General features: G+C 66.6%; 16 protein-coding genes. 12 read left to right on the forward strand and 4 right to left on the reverse strand.

The genetic code is table 11. The annotated features are described in order from the left end of the window. Positions 1-5 precede the first annotated feature (5 nt). Together ACSFBF_RS22335 and aptA are read right to left on the reverse strand one after the other, a co-directional pair. Entirely contained in the window at positions 6-1,448 is a 1,443-nt protein-coding gene (locus tag ACSFBF_RS22335; protein WP_435470759.1) for an MFS transporter, read from the reverse strand. 77 nt (positions 1,449-1,525) lie between these two features. Beyond that, complete coding sequence (gene aptA / locus ACSFBF_RS22340; RefSeq protein WP_435470761.1) at positions 1,526-2,881, reverse strand: omega-aminotransferase AptA; 1,356 nt, start codon at positions 2,879-2,881, stop codon at positions 1,526-1,528. 106 nt (positions 2,882-2,987) lie between these two features. On the opposite strand from aptA, the gene ACSFBF_RS22345 reads away from it, so the two are divergent. Then, positions 2,988-3,959, forward strand: a complete 972-nt coding sequence (locus ACSFBF_RS22345) for a LysR family transcriptional regulator (protein WP_435470763.1) — start codon at positions 2,988-2,990, stop codon at positions 3,957-3,959. Positions 3,960-3,965: 6 nt separating this feature from the next. On the opposite strand, the gene ACSFBF_RS22350 is transcribed toward ACSFBF_RS22345, so the two are convergent. Beyond that, positions 3,966-4,730 (reverse strand): FadR/GntR family transcriptional regulator, encoded by a 765-nt coding sequence (locus tag ACSFBF_RS22350; protein WP_435470765.1) that lies wholly within the window; start codon positions 4,728-4,730, stop codon positions 3,966-3,968. A 206-nt stretch (positions 4,731-4,936) separates the two neighbouring features. On the opposite strand from ACSFBF_RS22350, the gene ACSFBF_RS22355 reads away from it, so the two are divergent. From ACSFBF_RS22355 to ACSFBF_RS22395, 9 genes are all read left to right on the forward strand, one after another. Beyond that, on the forward strand, positions 4,937-6,142 hold the full coding sequence (locus ACSFBF_RS22355) for an ABC transporter substrate-binding protein (protein WP_093050006.1): 1,206 nt from the start codon (positions 4,937-4,939) through the stop codon (positions 6,140-6,142). A gap of 24 nt (positions 6,143-6,166) precedes the next feature. Next, the gene (locus tag ACSFBF_RS22360) at positions 6,167-7,027 is read left to right on the forward strand and encodes a branched-chain amino acid ABC transporter permease (RefSeq protein WP_435470767.1); all 861 of its coding nucleotides are present in this window, start codon (positions 6,167-6,169) and stop codon (positions 7,025-7,027) included. 11 nt (positions 7,028-7,038) lie between these two features. Then, positions 7,039-7,998, forward strand: coding sequence for a branched-chain amino acid ABC transporter permease (locus ACSFBF_RS22365; RefSeq protein WP_435470769.1), 960 nt, complete (start codon positions 7,039-7,041; stop codon positions 7,996-7,998). Further along, positions 7,995-8,762, forward strand: a complete 768-nt coding sequence (locus tag ACSFBF_RS22370) for an ABC transporter ATP-binding protein (RefSeq protein ID WP_435470771.1) — start codon at positions 7,995-7,997, stop codon at positions 8,760-8,762. Before ACSFBF_RS22365 ends, ACSFBF_RS22370 begins: the two co-directional genes overlap by 4 nt. Then, positions 8,759-9,475 (forward strand): ABC transporter ATP-binding protein, encoded by a 717-nt coding sequence (locus tag ACSFBF_RS22375; protein WP_435470773.1) that lies wholly within the window; start codon positions 8,759-8,761, stop codon positions 9,473-9,475. Before ACSFBF_RS22370 ends, ACSFBF_RS22375 begins: the two co-directional genes overlap by 4 nt. A gap of 34 nt (positions 9,476-9,509) precedes the next feature. Beyond that, positions 9,510-10,763 carry a Zn-dependent hydrolase gene (locus ACSFBF_RS22380; protein ID WP_435470775.1) on the forward strand — a complete coding sequence of 418 codons (1,254 nt, stop codon included), beginning with the start codon at positions 9,510-9,512 and terminating at the stop codon, positions 10,761-10,763. Then, complete coding sequence (locus tag ACSFBF_RS22385) at positions 10,760-11,878, forward strand: ABC transporter substrate-binding protein (protein WP_435470777.1); 1,119 nt, start codon at positions 10,760-10,762, stop codon at positions 11,876-11,878. The genes ACSFBF_RS22380 and ACSFBF_RS22385 overlap by 4 nt, the downstream gene beginning before the upstream one ends. Then, positions 11,875-13,368 (forward strand): M81 family metallopeptidase, encoded by a 1,494-nt coding sequence (locus ACSFBF_RS22390; protein ID WP_435470779.1) that lies wholly within the window; start codon positions 11,875-11,877, stop codon positions 13,366-13,368. The genes ACSFBF_RS22385 and ACSFBF_RS22390 overlap by 4 nt, the downstream gene beginning before the upstream one ends. Before the next feature lie 92 nt (positions 13,369-13,460). Then, positions 13,461-13,838 (forward strand): nuclear transport factor 2 family protein, encoded by a 378-nt coding sequence (locus ACSFBF_RS22395; RefSeq protein WP_435470781.1) that lies wholly within the window; start codon positions 13,461-13,463, stop codon positions 13,836-13,838. Positions 13,839-13,866: 28 nt separating this feature from the next. Here the strand turns inward: ACSFBF_RS22395 and ACSFBF_RS22400 are convergent, their stop codons facing one another. After that, the gene (locus ACSFBF_RS22400) at positions 13,867-15,012 is read right to left on the reverse strand and encodes a helix-turn-helix domain-containing protein (protein WP_435470783.1); all 1,146 of its coding nucleotides are present in this window, start codon (positions 15,010-15,012) and stop codon (positions 13,867-13,869) included. A gap of 178 nt (positions 15,013-15,190) precedes the next feature. Between ACSFBF_RS22400 and ACSFBF_RS22405 the strand changes: the two genes are divergently transcribed. After that, on the forward strand, positions 15,191-15,688 hold the full coding sequence (locus tag ACSFBF_RS22405) for a (2Fe-2S)-binding protein (RefSeq protein ID WP_093050034.1): 498 nt from the start codon (positions 15,191-15,193) through the stop codon (positions 15,686-15,688). 13 nt (positions 15,689-15,701) lie between these two features. Beyond that, on the forward strand, positions 15,702-18,086 hold the full coding sequence (locus tag ACSFBF_RS22410) for a xanthine dehydrogenase family protein molybdopterin-binding subunit (protein ID WP_435470785.1): 2,385 nt from the start codon (positions 15,702-15,704) through the stop codon (positions 18,084-18,086). Positions 18,087-18,096: the final 10 nt, after the last annotated feature.

Genomic DNA, 18,096 nt, shown 5'->3' on the forward strand with positions numbered 1-18,096 from the left:
GACGGTCAGCGTTCGCCGCCGGCTTCCGACGACAGCGGCGGCGCCACTTCCTCCAGCGGCTTGCGCTCAGCGTCGGCTGCATAGCGCAAGGCCAGCAGCCCCGCGATGATGACCAGCGCCGCGCCGATGCCATAGCCCACCATCACCGCGCCCCGGCTGCCGGTCTCGATCAGCAGGCCGAACAGCAGCGGCGCAGCGAAGCCGCCCGCGCCCATGCCGACCGCATAGAAGATCGCGATGGCCATGGCCCGCATCTCCAGCGGAAACACCTCGCTCACCGTGAGGTACGCCGAGCTCGCCGCCGCCGACGCCAGGAAGAACACCGCCGACCAGCACAGCGCCTGGCTGCGCGCATCGAGCCAGCCCATCATGAAGGCCCAGCCCGTGAGCGCGAGGCCGACGCCCGCGAGTACGTACGTCAGCGCAATCATCCGGCGCCGGCCCACGCTGTCGAACAGCGGGCCCAGCAGCAACGGCCCGAGCACGTTGCCCAGCGCGAACGGAAAGATATAGAGCGCCACGTCGCCTTCGGGCACGCCGTAGAAGCGCGTGAGCACCAGCGCGTAGGTGAAGAAGATCGCGTTGTAAAAGAAGGCCTGCGAGATCATCAGCGCCAGCGCGACCACGCTGCGCTGCGGGTAGCGCTTGAGCAGCACGCGCGCCACTTCGCGCATCGACGGGCTGTTGGCGCGCGCGGCCGTGTAGTTCACGCCGGGGCCTTGCGGCGCGGGCAGCGGACCGTGCTGTGCCTCGATCTCCGCTTCGATCCGGTCGACGATGCGTTTCGCCTCGTCGGCGCGTCCGTGTGCAATGAGCCAGCGCGGGCTCTCCGGCACGTCGCGCCGCACCAGCAAGATAGCCACCGCCAGCACCGCACCCAGCGCGAAGCCCGCGCGCCAGCCCCACACCGGGCCGATCACTCGCGCATCGAGCAGCACCAGGCTGAGCCCAGCGCCCAGCGCCGCGCCGATCCAGAAGCTGCCGTTGATTGCGAGGTTGACGCGCCCGCGCACGCGCGCCGGAATCAGTTCGTCGATGGCCGAGTTGATGGCCGCGTACTCGCCGCCGATGCCCAGCCCCGTGACGAAGCGGCACAGCGCGAAGAAAGCAAAGTCAGGAGAAAACGCCGTGGCCAGCGTGCCGACCGTGTAGACCACCAGCGTGACGAGAAAGAGCTTCTTGCGCCCGAGCCGGTCGGTGAGCCGGCCGAAGAGCAGGGCGCCGAGCACAGCGCCCGCCACGTACACCGAGCCCGACAGCCCGATCTCGCCGGCTGTGAGCCCCAGCGTGTCGGGCCGCTCCAGCACCGCGCCGATGGAGCCCACCAGCGTGACCTCGAGCCCGTCGAGCACCCAGGCCACGCCCAGCGCGATCACCACGCGCCAGTGCCAGCGCGACCACGGCAGGCGGTCCAGGCGGGCGGGGATGTCGCTGCTCAGTACCGTCATCCCGCCGATTATTGGAAGGCGGCCGGCGCGCCGCCTGTAGGACCCGGCCTCCGATCAGGCCGGGAGCTGAAGCTGGCTCAGGCCGTTTCGGCCAGCGCGTCCGCCAGTGCGTTGACCATGCGGTCGATCTCGGCCTTCTCAGCGATGAAGGGCGGAGCGAGCTGGATGGTGTCGCCGCCGTAGCGAACGTAGAAGCCCTTCTTCCAGCAGTTCATCGCGATCTCGTACGGCCGGCGTGCGGGCTCGCCCGGCAGCGCGGCGATCGTGAGGCCGGCCGCGAGGCCGTAGTTGCGGATGTCGGTGATGTGCTTGCTGCCCTTGAGGCTGTGCACGGCGTTCTCGAAATGCGGCGCCAGCGCCTGCACGCGGCCGATCATGTCTTCCTTCTGCAGCACGTCGAGCGCAGCGATGCCGGCGGCGCAGGCCACGGGGTGCGCGCCGTAGGTGTAGCCGTGCGGGAACTCGAGCATGTAGTCGGGGCCGCCCGCGGCCATGAAGGTGTCGTAGATCTCCTTGCTGGCGACCACGGCGCCCATCGGCTGCGCGCCGTTGGTGACCTGCTTGGCGATGTTCATGATGTCAGGCGTCACGCCGAAGGCTTCCGCGCCGGTGAGCGCGCCGCAGCGGCCGAAACCGGTGATCACTTCGTCGAAGATCAGCAGGATGTTGTTGGCGGTGCAGATGTCGCGCAGGCGCTTGAGGTAGCCCTTGGGCGGAATCACCACGCCGGCCGAGCCCGCGAAGGGTTCGACGATCACGGCCGCGATGTTCGATGCGTCGTGCAGCGCGATCAGGTCGAGCAGGCGGTCGGCCAGCTCGGCGCCGTTCTCGGCCATGCCGCGCGTGAAGGCGTTTGATGCGAGCTGCGTGTGCGGCAGGTGGTCGGCTTCGACGCCCTGGCCGAAGAGCTTGCGGTTGGCCGCGATGCCGCCAACGGAGATGCCGCCGTAGTTGACGCCGTGGTAGCCCTTCTCGCGGCCGATCAGGCGCGTCTTGCTCGCCTGGCCCTTGGTGCGCCAGTAGGCGCGCGCCATCTTCAGCGAGGTGTCGGCGGCTTCGGAGCCCGAGCCGGTGAAGAACACGTAGTCGAGGCCCGCGGGCGTCATTTCCTTGATCTTGTTGGCCAGCTCGAAGGAGAGCGGGTGGCCGAACTGGAAGGCGGGCGAGTAGTCGAGCTTGGCGATCTGGCGGCTTACCGCCTCGGTGATTTCGGGGCGGCCATGGCCGAGGCCCGAGCACCACAGGCCCGAGAGGCCGTCGAAGATCTTGCGGCCGTCGGCATCGGTGAAATAGGCACCCTTGGCCTCCACGATGATCCGCGGATCGGCCTTGAAGTTGCGGTTGCCGGTGTAGGGCATCCAGTGCGCGTCGAGCCAGGCGGCGTCGGTGCGCGCGGTGGGCGTCGGTTCGATGGCGGGCGTTGCAAGGGTCATGGCGCTTCCCGCACAGGGCGGGCTCCGGGGGTGATGGGATGTGCCGATTGTTGGCAGAGCCTTCAGTGTGGAGAATGGCGCAATATCAATGTTCACTTGACACTTTATGCAAGTAAAGGCGAAAGCTCAAAGCGGTGCCCAAAACAGTGCCCAAACCGGTGCTCGTAATCGCGCCGTATTGGGGCAGCTCAGCGACATGGACCTGCGCCTGCTCAAGGTGTTCAAGAGCGTGGTCGACTGCGGCGGCATGGCGGCCGCCGAGCTGGAGCTGAACATCGGCACCTCCACCGTGAGCCGCCACGTGAAAGACCTGGAGACGCGGCTCGGCCTCGTGCTGTGCCGGCGCGGGCGGGCGGGTTTTGCGCTCACCGCCGAGGGGCAGCGCGTGTACGACGAGACGCTGCGCTTGCTGGCCTCCGTCGACGCCTTCCGCGGCAGCATCGACGACATCCACAACCGCATGGGCGGGCAGCTGGACGTGGCGCTGTTCGACAAGACCGCGACCAATCCGAAGGCGCACATCGGCGAGGCCATCGCGCGTTTCACCGAAATCGCGCCCGAGGTGACCCTGGCGCTGCACGTGGGCTCGATCAACGCCATAGAGCAGGGCGTGCTGGAGGGCAATTTCCAGATCGGCATCATCCCGGCGCATCGCAGCTCCAAGAGCCTTGTGTACGCCGACCTGTTCGACGAGACCATGCTGTTGTATTGCGGCGCGAGGCACCCGCTGTTCGGCGCCGATCACGCCAGGCTCACCTGGGCCAAACTGCGCGAGCATCATTTCGCGGGGCTTGGCTACCACTCGCCGAACATGGAGCTGAGCCACCGCGCGAAGCTGTCGCGCAAGGCCACCGGCTTCGACCAGGAGGCGATTGCAACGCTGATTCTTTCGGGGCGCTTCCTGGGCTTTTTGCCCGACCACTATGCGCAGGTGTTCGAGCAGCGCAGGCTCATGAAGGCGGTGCTGCCGGCGCGCTTCAACTATGCGTGCCGCTTCGTCAGCCTGCTGCGGCGCTCACCGAAGCCGTCACGGGCGGTGCTGGCGTTTCAGGAGTGTCTGGAGAAGGCGCACCGGTAAAGCAGGTCAGCGCTGCCCGCTCGGCAGCAGCAGATGCTTGGCGCCGATGTGCGCTTCCATCTCATGCATGTGCTGCTCGGCATCGACCATGTGCTCGGACATCAGCCGGCGCACCTCATCGGCGTCTTCCTTGCGGTAGGCCGCCAGCAGCTGCGTGTGGTAGTCGACGTTGGCCTCGCCGAAGTGATGATGGTCCAGTGCCTTCTTGTAGACCACGAGGTCGCGCAGCAGGTCGTTGAGAAAACGGCACATGAAGGAGAGCACCGGATTGGGGCAGCTCTCCGCCAGCATCGTGTGGAACGCGAGTTCGGCCTCGCGCTGCATGCGCAGTTCGTCCTCGTTGGTCGGCTCGATGGTGCACAGGCGAATGTTTTCTTCGAGCTGCTCGAACTGCTCGGGCGCCAGCTTGCCGACCACGCTCACGGCCAGCTCGGGCTCCAGCGCCTTGCGCAACTGATAGATGTGGTGCCCGTCGAGGTGGTGAAAGTGCAGGAAGTTGCGCAGCGGCTCCGACGCATGCTCGACCGACACCTGCTGCAGGTAGGCCCCGCCGCCGGGCCCGGTGCGGATGGCGATCAGGCCGCGCACCTCCAGCGCCTTCAATGCCTCGCGCACCGTGCTCTTCGAATAGCCGAAAAGCTCGATCAGTTCTTTCTCGTTCGGTAGCCGGTCGCCAGGCTGCTTGCGCTCCGCCACGATCCAGCGCTTGACGTCTTCGACGATGACGTCCGAGAGCTTTTGCCGCTTCGGGCGGTTCTGCCCCACTCTCATTCACACGCTCCATGCACATCGGGAGATGCGCGGGATGCGCAACAGCGGGCGATCTTAAACGGCGTCACGCGAAGAGGCAGTCTGGTATTGGGCACAAGGTTTGCTAGCGGGTTTTCACCAGCATATTAATCCGATTTATCCGCTTAAATTCGCCAGCGCTCGCAGGCACCACCTTTTCCTTACTTCCCACCACGACCGGAGAACTCATGCAACGCAGACACCTTCTTCAGCTGGCCGCCCTGTCGGCTGCCCCCGCTTCGCTCCTGGGCGGCCGCGCCGCCTTTGCCCAATCGGCGGACGCAATCCGCTTTGGCTGCCCTGTGCCGATGTCGGGCGCGTTCGCGGCCAACGGCAAGTTCGCCGATCTGGGCATGAAGCTGGCCATCGAGCAGTACGGCAGCGTGCTGAAGCGTCCGCTGGCCTACACGGTGCTCGACACCGAAGGCAAGCCGGCCACCGCCGTGCGCAAGGTGCAGGAAGCCTCGCAGCAGCAGGGCGCGAAGTTCTTCGCGGGCGGCATCCTGTCGTCGGAAGCGCTGGCCATGGGCAAGGAGGCCGAGAAGGCCGGCGGCCTGTTCATCACCACCGCTGGCGCCGATGAAATCACCGGCAAAGACTGCAACCCCGCCACCTTCCGCTGGTCGGTGCCCACCTTCGGCGCCATCGAGCAAACGGTGCGCCCACTGATTGCCTCGATGCCCAAGGCCAAGCGCTGGTACACGATCACGCCGCAGTACGTGTTCGGCGACGGCCTGCTGAGCGCGGCCAAGAACATCTTCCAGGAGAAGGGCATCGAGCACGTGGGCAACAGCTACCACTCGCTCAACGAGAAGGAGTTCAGCGGCTACCTCACCAACGCCATGGCGGCCAAGCCCGACGTTCTGCTGCTGCTGAACTTCGGCGCGCAGTCGTCGGCTGCGCTGCGCCAGGCGGTGAGCTTCGGCATGCACAAGAACATGACGATCCTCATGGCCTGGGCCTCGGGGCTGGAGCAGTTCGACGAGCTCGGCGCCGACCTGTGCGACGGCGTGTACTTCGGCGCGCAGTACTGGCACACGGCCGACACCACGCTCAACAAGGACCTGGTGAAGCGCACGGCCGACAAGCTCAAGATCGTGCCCAACTACAGCCTCGCCGGTTCGTACGTCTGCACCAAGATCCTGATCGACGGCATCGTGAAGGCCGGCACCGTGGACCAGAAGGCGGTGATCGCCGCGCTCGAAGGCATGAAGTTCGACGGCCTCACTGGCACGGAAGAAATCCGCAAGGCCGACCACCAGGTCATCAAGGACTACTACCTGCTCAAGGGCAAGGCGAAGTCGAAGATGAAGGACGCCGCCGACTACGTCGATGTAGTGAGTTCGGGCAAGTCGTTCCTGCCCGTCGACAAGACCGGCTGCAAGCTGGCCTGAGCACGCAAGGACACCGACGCGCCCATGTCCGTCTATCTGCTCCAGACCATCAACGGAATCGGCATTGGCATGCTGTATTTCCTGCTGGCCGTTGGCTTGTCCATCGTGTTCGGCCTGTTGCGCTTCGTGAACTTCGCGCACGGGGCTTTCTATCTGCTGGGTGCTTACCTGTGCTACCAGGCCATGCAGTGGGGCCTGAACTTCTGGCTCGCGCTGCTCGTTGTGCCGCTCGCTGTGGGCGCGCTGGGCTGGCTGGCCGAGAAGCTGCTGCTGCGCCGCGTGTACGCCAAGGCGCACGAATTCCATATTCTCGTGACGGTGGGCCTCGCGCTCGCGGTGCAGGAGATCGTGATCGTGTTCTGGGGCCCGCTGGGCAACAGCGTGGCCACACCCGACCTGCTGCAGGGCGTGGTCATGTGGGGCGCCTTCGTCTATCCCAAGTACCGGCTGTTCGTGATCGGCTTCACCGCCGTGCTCGCGGTGCTGCTGTGGTGGGTGCTCGAAGGCACGCGCCTGGGTAGCGCGGTGCGCGCGGGCAGCGAATCGACCGAGATGGTGTCGCTGCTCGGCATCAACGTGTTCCGCGTGTTCAGCCTGGTGTTCGCGCTCGGCGCGGCCACTGCTGCGCTGGCTGGCGTGCTCGCCGCGCCCATTCGCGGGGCCGAGCCCTTCATGGGTGTCGAGGCGCTGAGCGTGGCCTTCGTGGTGGTGGTGATCGGCGGGCTCGGTAGCTTCGGCGGTGCGCTCGTGGGCGGGCTGCTGATCGGCATCGTGCAAAGCCTCATGAGCACCATCTGGCCGCCGGGGGCGAGCCTGATGGTCTACATCGCAATGGCGGCAGTGCTGCTGCTGCGCCCGCATGGCCTGCTCGGCCGAAAAGCATGAACGGACAAGCCATGCCGAGAAAAATCACATTCCTTCTGGCGCTGATCGCTGCGCTGGGCCTGCCGCTGGTGCTGAGCTCGGGCTCGCTCGCGAGCGAGGTGCTCATCTACGCGCTGGCCGCGCTGGGCTGCAACCTGCTGCTGGGCTACACGGGGCTGCTGTCTTTCGGGCAGGGCATCTTCTTCGGGCTGGGCAGCTACACCATCGCCATCTTGCTCACGCGCCTGCACCTGCCCATGCCGCTTGCATTGCTCGCGGCCATGGCCATGGGTGCGATTGGCGCGGCGGTGGTCGGCTGGGTTGCCATCCGCCAGCGCGGCACCTATTTCGTGATGCTCACGCTGGCCTTCGCGCAGATGTTCTATTTCATCGCCTACACCGCGACCGACCTCACGGGCGGCGACAACGGCCTGCTCGACGTACCGCGCCCCGGCTTCATGGACACGCCATGGAAGTACTACGCCTTCGTCGCGGTGATCTTCCTGATCGCTTTCGGCCTGCTGCTGCGCGTGACCGACTCGATCTTCGGGCGCACGCTGCTCGCCATCCGCGACAACGAGGACCGGGCCGCCGCCGTGGGCTACGACCTCAAGCGCTTCAAGCTGCTGGCCTTCGTGATCTCGGGCGCCATTACCGGCCTGGCGGGCGGGCTGCACGCCATGATGACTGGCATCGCGCCGCTGTCGAACGCCGAGTACCACACGAGCGAGATGATCCTGGTCATTACCGTGATCGGCGGCACCGGCAACCTGTTCGCCTCGGTGCTGGGCTCGGCCTTCTATGTGCTGCTGGCCGACTGGCTTTCGACGCTGTGGCCGCGCTGGCTGCTGCTGCTGGGCCTCTTGCTGATCGGCGTGAGCATCGGCATGCAGCGCGGGCTCTGGGGGCTGGGCGAGGGCATCTGGAAACGCATCTTCCGGCGGACGCCACCGGCTCCAAATGCGCCCGCCGCGCAAGGAGAGAAGGCATGAGCGACGTTCTCATCGAAGCCATTGGCGTCACCAAGCACTACGGCAAGTTTGCCGCGCTCGGTGGGGTCGACCTGAAGATCAAGCGCAACACCGTGCACTCGGTGATCGGCCCCAATGGCGCGGGCAAGACCACGCTGTTCCACATGCTCACGGGTACCGGCACGACCACGGGCGGACGCATTCTGTTCGACGGCCACGACGTCACGCGCGAGCCCGACCACCGGCGCGTGCAGCGCGGCATGGCGCGTTCGTTCCAGGTCACCGCGCTGTTCCTGAGCCTTTCGGTGCGCGAGAACCTGCGCGTGGCGGCGCAGGGCGTTTCGCCGCGCCAGGCTATGAACTGCTGGCGCGCGCCGGTCGGCGAACTGGCCTGCACGCAGACGGTGGACGAGGTGCTGCAGCGCGTCGGGCTCGAGCGGCTGGCCAACACGCCGGCCAGCGAGCTTTCGCATGGCCAGCAGCGCCGCCTCGAAGTGGGCATGGCGCTGGCCGCCAGGCCGAAGGCCATCTTCCTCGACGAGCCGACCTCGGGCATGGGCATCGACGATCTCGACGACATGAAGCATCTGATTCGCAGCCTGCGCGACCGGCACACCGTGGTGCTGATCGAGCACAACATGAACATCGTGATGGACATTTCCGACACCGTGACCGTGATGCAGCTGGGCCGCGTGCTTGCCGAGGGGCTGCCGGGCGACATCCGTGCCGATGCGCGCGTGCGCACTGCCTACCTGGGCAACATGATCACCGGAGGCAAGGCATGAGCGGCGGAAAGAACATCCTCGAAGTCGAAAAGCTCCACGCCCACTACGGCAAGAGCCATGTGCTGCAGGGCGTGACGATGACCGTGGGCGAGGCCGAACTGGTCACGCTGCTGGGGCGCAACGGCGCGGGCAAGTCGACCACGCTCAAGAGCATTGCCGGCGCGGTCACGCCCACGAGCGGGCGCGTGCGCTTCCAGGGCGCCGACATTGCGGGCATGCCGCCGCACCGCATTGCCACGCGCGGCGTGTGCCTGGTGCCCGAGCACCGCGGCGTCTTCAAGCTGCTGACGGTGGAAGAAAACCTGCTGCTCGGCCTGCGGCGCGAATCGCCCTGGCAGCTTGCCGACATCTACCGCATCTTTCCGCGCTTGAAGGAGCGGCGGCGCAACGGCGGCGGGCAGCTCTCGGGCGGCGAGCAGCAGATGTTGGCCATTGGCCGCGCGCTCATGAACCACCCGCGCCTGCTGATCCTCGACGAGCCGGTCGAGGGTCTGGCGCCGGTGATCGTCGAGGAGATCGTCGCGCAGCTCAAGACCATCAAGGCGGCCGGCGTGGCCATCCTGCTGGTCGAGCAGAACCTCGAAGTCTGCGTGCAGCTGGCCGACCGCCACTACATCGTGGAGCAGGGCGTGATCGTGCACGAGGCCGGCAACGAAGCCTTCATGGCCGACCATGAAGTGAAAGACCGCTATCTGGGCGTGGGCCTTGCTTGAGGCTTCCCGCAACACTCATCCTTATCGCAAAGCCATGAACTCACACACTGAACTCCGCATCGACGGCCAGCGGCTCTGGAACTCGCTGATGGAGCTGGCGCAACTCGGCGCCACCGAGAAAGGCGGCGTCTGCCGCATCGCGCTGACCGACCTCGACCGCCAGGGCCGCGACCTGTTCGTGCGCTGGGTGCGCGAGGCGGGCTGCGAAGTCCGCGTGGACGCCATCGGCAACATCTTCGCGCGCCGCGCCGGCCGCAACAACGCGCTGCCGCCCATCACCACCGGCAGCCACATCGACACGCAACCCACGGGCGGCAAGTTCGACGGCAACTATGGCGTGCTCGCGGGGCTGGAGGTGATCCGCAGCCTGAACGACGCGAAGATCGAAACCGAGGCGCCGCTCGAAGTGGCGGTATGGACCAACGAGGAAGGCTCGCGCTTCGTGCCCGTGATGATGGGCTCCGGCGTGTTCGCCGGTGCGTTCACGCTCGAACATGCACTGGTGCAGTGCGACAACGACGGTGTCAGCGTGTCCGACGCGCTTGCTTCCATCGGCTACGCGGGCAGCACGCCCGCGTCGGCGGTGACATCGCCGGTGGGCGCGTACTTCGAAGCGCACATCGAGCAGGGCCCGGTGCTCGAAGCCAACGAGCGAGTGATCGGCGTGGTCGAGGGGGCGCTGGGCCAGCGCTGGTACGACGTGGTGGTGCAGGGCATGGAAGCCCATGCCGGCCCCACGCCGATGGAGCTGCGCAAGGACGCGCTGCTGGCTGCCTCCGAACTCGTGATCGAGGTCAACCGCATTGCGCTTGCCCACGCGCCACATGGGCGCGGCACGGTCGGCTGGATCGACAATTACCCGAACTCGCGCAACGTGATCCCGGGCCGCGTGAAGCTCAGCGTTGACCTGCGCGCAGCCGACGACGTGGTGCTGCTGGCCATGGATGCCGAGCTTAAAGAAGCGGTGCAGCGCATCGCCACGAAGGGCAAGGTCGAGATGTCAGTGGAGCAGGTCGTGTACTTCCAGCCGCAGCCATTCACGCCGAAGCTGGTGTCCGCCGTGCGCGAAGCCGCGCAGGCGCAGGGCATGACCTGGATGAACGTGATCAGCGGCGCGGGCCACGACGCGGTGTACCTCGCACGCGTGTGCCCCACGGCCATGATCTTCGTGCCCTGCCTCGACGGCATCAGCCACAACGAGATAGAGGATGCGCAGCCCGATCACCTCGAAGCCGGCTGCAACGTGCTGCTGCAAGCCATGCTGCAAAGCGCGGGAGTCGTGTCGTGAAGGCGTGGAGCCGCGCCCTGATGGCGCTGACCCTGGCGTGGGTGACCGTGTCGGCAAGCGCTTCCGAACCCATCCTGGTGGGCCAGTCCGCGGTGCTGACGGGGCCGCTGGCGCCCAATAGCCTCGCGTTCATGGAAGGCCAGACGCTGCTGTTCGATCAGCTGAACAAGGCCGGCGGCATCGGCGGGCGGCCCGTCAAGATGATCACGTACGACGATGTCTATGCGGCCGACAAGGCTGCGGCCAATGCCGAGAAGCTGCTCGGCACCGACCGCGTGGTCTGCCTCTTCGGAACCATGGGCACGGGCATCGGCGCGGCCATGGCGCCCGTGGCGGCGAAGTACGACAGCTTCATCTTCGGCGGGCTGACCGGTGCCGCGGTGCTGCGCGGGCCAAAGGTGCCGATCTACCACGTGCGCGAGTCGTACGCCGACGAAGTGCGGCGCGTGATGACCCACCTGGCGACGGTGGGCCTGACGCGCATTGCCATCGTCTCCAGCGACGACGCTTACGGCAAAGGCATCGAGAAGGACGCAATAGACGCGCTCCAGAAGAACGGGCTGTCCCAGGTACTGGCGCTGCGCTTCGATCCGCAGGAAAAGGAACCGACGCGCGCCGCGCAGCAGATCATTGCCAGCGGTGCGCAGGCCGTGTACGTCATTGCGGCGGGCATGCCGGCAATCAACATCATCAAGGCGCTGGTTGCCGCACCGATTCATCCGCAGATCTACACGAACTCGGTGGCCAGCTCTTTCCTGCTCTACAAGGAGCTTGGCGAGAAGAGCCGCGGCATCGTGCTGTCGCAGGTGATGCCGCCGTTCTGGAAGACCCGCTTCCCGATCGTCGACGAGTACCAGCGCGCGCGAAAGAGTGCGGGCAGCGAGGGCGAGGGCTCCTACCTGGGCCTGGAGGGCTACATCACGGCCAAGGCGTTTGCCGAAGCGCTGCAGCGCGTGAAGGGGCCGATCACCACCGAATCGCTCAGGCGAACCATCGAGACCTCGCCGCCCATGAACCTGGGTGGCTACATGCTGACGTTCAAGGCCGACAACCGCAACGGTTCGAGTTTCGGCGACATCACGATGCTGGCAACCGGTGGGAAATTTGCCCAATGAAAGTCTTGATAGCGCGTCTCAACCACGAGACCAACACCTTCTCGCCCGTGCCCACGCCGCTCGCGGCCTTCGGCCCTGATGGCCCGACCTTCGGCGAGCAGGCCTACAAGGACAACAAGGGCATGCGCACGGCGATGTCGGCCTTCATCGACCTGGCCGAAGCGGCCGGCGCTGAACTCGTCACGCCGGTGTCGGCTTCGGCCAACCCGAGCGGGCCGGTCGATGCGCAGGCCTACACGCTGCTGACGCAGTGCATCGTCGATGCGGCCCCGGGCTGCGACGCCATCCTGCTCGACCTGCACGGCGCGATGGTGGCGCAGAACAGCGCCGACGGCGAAGGCGACCTGCTGGTGCGCCTGCGTGCAGCGGCGCCGGGCGTGCCCATCGGCGTGGCGCTCGACCTGCATGCCAACGTCACGCCCGAGATGGTCGGCAACGCCGACGTGATCGTCGGCTTCAAGACCTACCCGCACATCGACATGTACGAAACCGGCGAGCACGCCGGCCGGCTGATGTTCGATCTGCTGGCCGGGCGCAGCAAGCCGGCGATGCGCTGGCACCGGCTGCCGCTGATGGCGCACACGCTGCGCAGCGCGTCGTTCACCGGCGCGATGCAGCGCGCCATCGAGGCGGCGCGCGAGGCCGAGAAATCGGAGTCGCTCGCGGTGTCGATCCTCGCTGGCTTCTCGCTGTCGGACATCGAGTCGCCGTGCATGAGCGTGATCGTCGTCGATGCGCAGTCGCCCGAGCGCGCGCAGGCCACGGCCGACCGCATCGCCGCGCAGATGTGGTCGGAGCGCGAAGCCTTCATCTACCGCAGCGAACCGCTGGCGCAATCGATTGCGCGCGCCAGGCTGATTGCCGAGGGCGCGACGCGCCCGGTGCTGCTGCTCGACCATGGCGACAACTGCATGTCGGGCGGTAGCTGCGACACCATGGACGTGCTGCAGGAGGCGCTGGCGCAGGGGCTGCATGGCATCGGCGTGGGGCCGCTGTGCGATCCCGAAGCCGTGGCACACCTGGTCGAAGCGGGCGAGGGCGCACAGGTGACGGTGGCACTCGGCAACAAGGTCTCGCTCGAAGGCATCGGCCTCTCGAAGACGCCGGTGCGCCTGACGGGTACCGTGCGCACCATCAGCAACGGCGAGTACGTGATCACCGGCCCCACCTACACCGGCCAGCGCAGCAGCATGGGGCGCACGGTGCTGTTCGACATCGGCACGGCGCGCATCGTCGTGACCGAGCGCACGCAGGAGCCGTGGGACATTGGCGTCTTCGAATGCGCGGGGCTCGATCCGCGCACCGAGCGCTTTTTGCTGCTCAAGTCGCGCATGTATTGCCGGCCGGTGTTCGAGCCGCTGTCGGCCGCGCTGGTGGAGTGCGACAGCCCGGGCGTCACCAGTTCGGACTACAGCCTGTTCCCGTTCAGCAAGGTGCGCCGGCCAGTGTTTCCGCTGGATGCGAACGCCTCGATGGACGCTGCGGCATGACCTGACAGGTCATCGACGCGAATCGCGTGCGACGCGACCATTCCTTCACCCCGCGATGTTGCGGGTCGAAACCCTCGAAAGGAATCGTCATCATGAACACCGCCGCACACGACGCCACCGCGATTGCCCAACGCTACATCGCCGTCTGGAACGAAACCGATGCCGCGCGCCGTGCCGCTTTGATCGAAGCCGGGTGGACCGCCAACGCCCACTACGTGGACCCGATGGCGCAGGCCAGCGGGCACGAGCAGATCAGCGCGCTGGTCGGCGTGGTGCACCAGCGTTATCCGGGTTTTCGTTTCAACTTGCTGGGCAAGGCCGATGCGCACGGCGACCACCTGCGTTTTTCGTGGACGCTGGGGCCGAGTGGAGCGGAAGACCTGATTCAGGGCACCGACTTCGTGCGGCTCGATGCCGGCAAGCTCAGTTCGGTGACGGGCTTTCTGGACAAGGTGCCGGTCGGCGCTTGAGTCTGAACGAAAGCTGAACGGCGGGCGCTCAATCCGGCGCGCCGGCAGGCCGTCCACGCCACAGCTTGCGGTAGACGGTCGCCCGGCTGATGCCCAGGGCCCGCGCCGCTTCCGCCACATTGCCGCGCGCATCGGCCACTGCCTTGCGGATCAGCGCTGTTTCCACATCGCGCAGCCGCGGGCGAGTGTCGGAAACGGGCCCGCTCGCCGTGGCGCCGGTGCCGCTGCGCTGGGGCCGCACCTGTACCCGAAGGCCCGACCAGAGCGGCACTTCGAGCACAGCATCGCTGCGCCGGGCCGCGTCGAACATCATGTGCAGCGGCAGCGCGAACAGGTCGTTGAAGTGCAATGCGTGCTCGCTGCGCGGCAGCGGCTGGTGCAGCATCTGCCGGGCTGCTGCATTGGCGCCAGTCACGTTGCCGCCGGCGTCGATGCACAGCAGCCCTTCGCTGGCCTCGCCGCCCGGGCTGCCCGGCCAGGCCAGGTGAAGCAGCAGCTCGCAGGGCTCGCGCATCACCAGCATGTTCTCGATGCTGCGCGCCGACAGGGTGGCCAGGTGGCGCAGCTCGGGCCGCTCGACCACCTGCACGCCGGTCAGGTCGAGCATGCCGATACAGTCGCCCCGAGGGCCGAAGAGCGGGGCGCCGGCGCAGCTGTAGACGCTGGTGTCGTCGAAGAAATGCTCGCCGCGATGCAGCCACACCGATTCCTGCTCGGCCAGCGCGGTGCCGATGGCGCTGGTGCCGATGGCGCGCTCCGACAGATCGACGCCGACGCGCCCGATGTCGCGCGCATAACGGCTGGCGGCATCGGCGCCGTCGGGCAGGTTGCCCACGTCGATGACGATGCCGTCAGCATCGGTCAGCACGGCGAAATAACGGGTGTCGGCAATGGCGCGCGAGAGCCGCTCTATCACCGGGCGGGCCACCGAGACCAGCGCCCGGTTTCGCTCGGCGACATCGAGGCTGGCCGAACGGCTCACCGGGTCGAAGCTGACTCGCTGCTGCGGCCGGCGGCCGGCCTCGATGCAGCGCTGCCATGAGCGGGTGATCCACGAATCGACGCAGGCCGCGCCGCGTGCCCGGGCGGCCGACTCGCCCTCGATCACTTCGCGGCGGGCTTGGGCAATGGCCAGGGAACGCTCAGGCGATGGCGAAACGATAGAGACGGGCATCGTGGTTTTTCGCGCGTGTGGGGCGGCTTTTCCTGGCTCGCCGGACGGCAAGCTGTTTCATTTTGAGAATTTCGCGCGCTCTGTGCAAGTGTCAAGGGTTTTGCCTAGGATAGTGCGAAAGGTCGGCATCCAAGATGCTTTTGCTGAAACAGCCATCACCTTTAACGGAGACAGCCAAATGCAGGTCGCTTTCAAGGTCAACGGCCGCCAGGTCACGGTCGACGCTCCTCCCAACACCTTCCTCGTCTACGCAATCCGGGAGCACCTCCATCTCACCGGTACCCACGTCGGCTGCGACACAGCCCAGTGCGGTGCATGCACCGTTCATGTGAACGGCCGGGCCGTCAAATCGTGCAATGTGCTGGTGGCCCAGGCGGCCGGCGCGGACATCACCACCATCGAGGGCATTGCCGAGGCCGACGGCACCATGCACCCCATGCAGGCGGCCTTCAAGGAATGCCACGGCCTGCAGTGCGGTTTCTGCACCCCCGGCATGGTCATGAGCGCCATCGACCTGTGCACCCACCACCCCAAGTCGAGCGAGTCGGAAATCCGCGAACTGCTCGACGGCAACCTGTGCCGCTGCACGGGCTACCAGAACATCGTGAAGGCAGTGAAGATGGGCGGCGAGGCAATGGCTTCGGGCACTCCCGTCAAGACAACCGTAACGGCATGAAGGGAGCGACATCATGGGTGCTTCCGACTTCTCCAACCTGCCGCACATCGGCGAGGCTCTACGGCGCAAGGAAGACTACCGCTTCCTGACCGGCGCCGGCAACTACACCGACGACATCACGCTGGCCAACCAGAGCCATGCGGTCTTCGTGCGCTCGCCGCACGCCCACGCCGCCATCAAGTCGATCGACATTGCCGAGGCACTGAAGATGCCCGGCGTGGTCGGCATCTTCAGCGGCAAGGACATCGAAGGAAAAATGGGCGGGCTGCCCTGCGGCTGGCTCATCAACAACCCCGACGGCACCCCCATGAAGGAGCCGATGCACCCGATCCTCGCGATCAAGAAGGTGCGCTACGTGGGCGACCATGTCGCGATGGTCGTGGCCGAGACGGTCGAGCAGGCCAAGAACGCCGCCGAGGCCGTGGTGGTCGACTACGACGTGCTGCCCGCGCTCGTGAGCGTGGCCGATGCGGCAAAGAAGGCCGGCGGCGTCGCCCTGCACGACGAGGCGCCCGACAACCAGTGCTACAAGTGGGCGCTGGGCGACAAGGCGGCGGTCGATGCGGTGTTCGCCAATGCCGCGCACGTCACCAAGCTCGACCTGGTCAACAACCGGCTGATTCCCAACCCCATCGAGCCGCGCGTGGCCATCGGCAGCTACAGCCGGGGCACCGACGACTACACGCTCTACGTGTCCAACCAGAACCCGCACGTCGAGCGCCTGCTGATGACGGCCTTCGTGCTGGGCCTGCCAGAGCACAAGGTGCGGGTGATAGCGCCCGACGTGGGCGGTGGCTTCGGCTCCAAGATCTTTTTGTATGCAGAAGACGTGTGCCTGACCTGGGCGGCCAAGCAGCTCAACCGCAACATCAAGTGGACGGCCGAGCGCTCGGAGTGCTTCCTGTCTGACGCGCATGGCCGTGACCACGTGAGCCACGCCGAGATGGCGATGGACAAAGACGGCAAGTTCCTCGCGCTGCGCGTGCATACAGACGCCAACCTCGGCGCATATCTGTCGACCTTCTCGACCGCGGTGCCGACCATCCTCTACGCCACGCTGCTGGCGGGCCAATACACCACGCCGCAGATCTACGTCGAGGTCGATGCCTGGTTCACCAACACCGCGCCGGTCGATGCTTATCGAGGGGCGGGGCGGCCCGAGGCCACCTACCTGCTCGAGCGTCTTGTGTCGCGCTGCGCCTGGGAAATGAAGCTGGGGCAGGACGAGATCCGCAAGCGCAACTTCATCAGCACCTTCCCGTACCAGACGCCGGTGGCGCTGCAGTACGACACGGGTGACTTCCACGCCTGCATGGACAAGGCCCGCGTGCTGGCCGAGGTCGATGGCTTCGCGGCGCGCAAGTCGGCCACCGAGGCCAAGGGCAAGCTGCGCGGCATCGGCTACTCGAGCTACATCGAGGCCTGCGGCATCGCGCCGTCGAACATCGCCGGAGCGCTCGGCGCGCGGGCGGGCCTGTTCGAATGCGGCGAGATCCGCGTGCACCCGACCGGCAGCGTGACGGTGTTCACCGGCTCGCACAGCCACGGGCAGGGCCATGAAACCACCTTCGCGCAGGTGGTGGCGGCACGGCTGGGCATTCCGGTGGAGAACGTCGACGTGGTGCACGGAGACACCGGCCGCGTGCCCTTCGGCATGGGTACCTACGGTTCACGCTCCATCTCGGTGGGCGGCGCGGCCATCATGAAGGCGCTCGACAAGATCGAGACCAAGGCCAAGAAGATCGCCGCGCACCTGATGGAAGCGAGCGATGCCGACATTGAGTTCGCCAACGGCGAATTCACGGTCAAGGGCACCGACAAGAAGATCCCCTTCGGCCAGGTGGCGCTCACGGCCTACGTGCCGCACAACTACCCGCTCGACAAGCTGGAGCCGGGCCTGAACGAAACCGCCTTCTACGACCCGACCAACTTCACCTTCCCGGGCGGCACCTACATCTGCGAGGTCGAAGTCGACAAGCAGACAGGCGAGGTCAAGGTCGACCGCTTCACCGCGGTGGACGACTTCGGCACCATCATCAATCCGATGATCGTCGAGGGCCAGGTGCACGGCGGGCTGGTGCAGGGCATCGGCCAGGCGCTGCTCGAGAACTGCGTCTACGACAACGAAACGGGCCAGTTGCTCACCGGCAGCTTCATGGACTACGCCATGCCACGAGCAGGCGACTTTCCGCAGTTCAAGCTCGACACCGTGTGCACCCCGTGCACCCACAACCCGCTAGGCACCAAGGGCTGCGGCGAGGCGGGGGCCATCGGCTCGCCGCCGGCCGTGATCAATGCGGTGCTCGACGCGCTGGCGCCATTGGGCGTCAAGGATTTCGATATGCCTGCCTCGCCCAGCCGCGTCTGGGAAGCGATGCAGGCCGCCGCCAAGCACTAAAACAAAGAAG

The organism is Variovorax nivicola, assembly GCF_051216475.1.
Taxonomy (GTDB): Bacteria; Pseudomonadota; Gammaproteobacteria; order Burkholderiales; family Burkholderiaceae_C; genus Variovorax.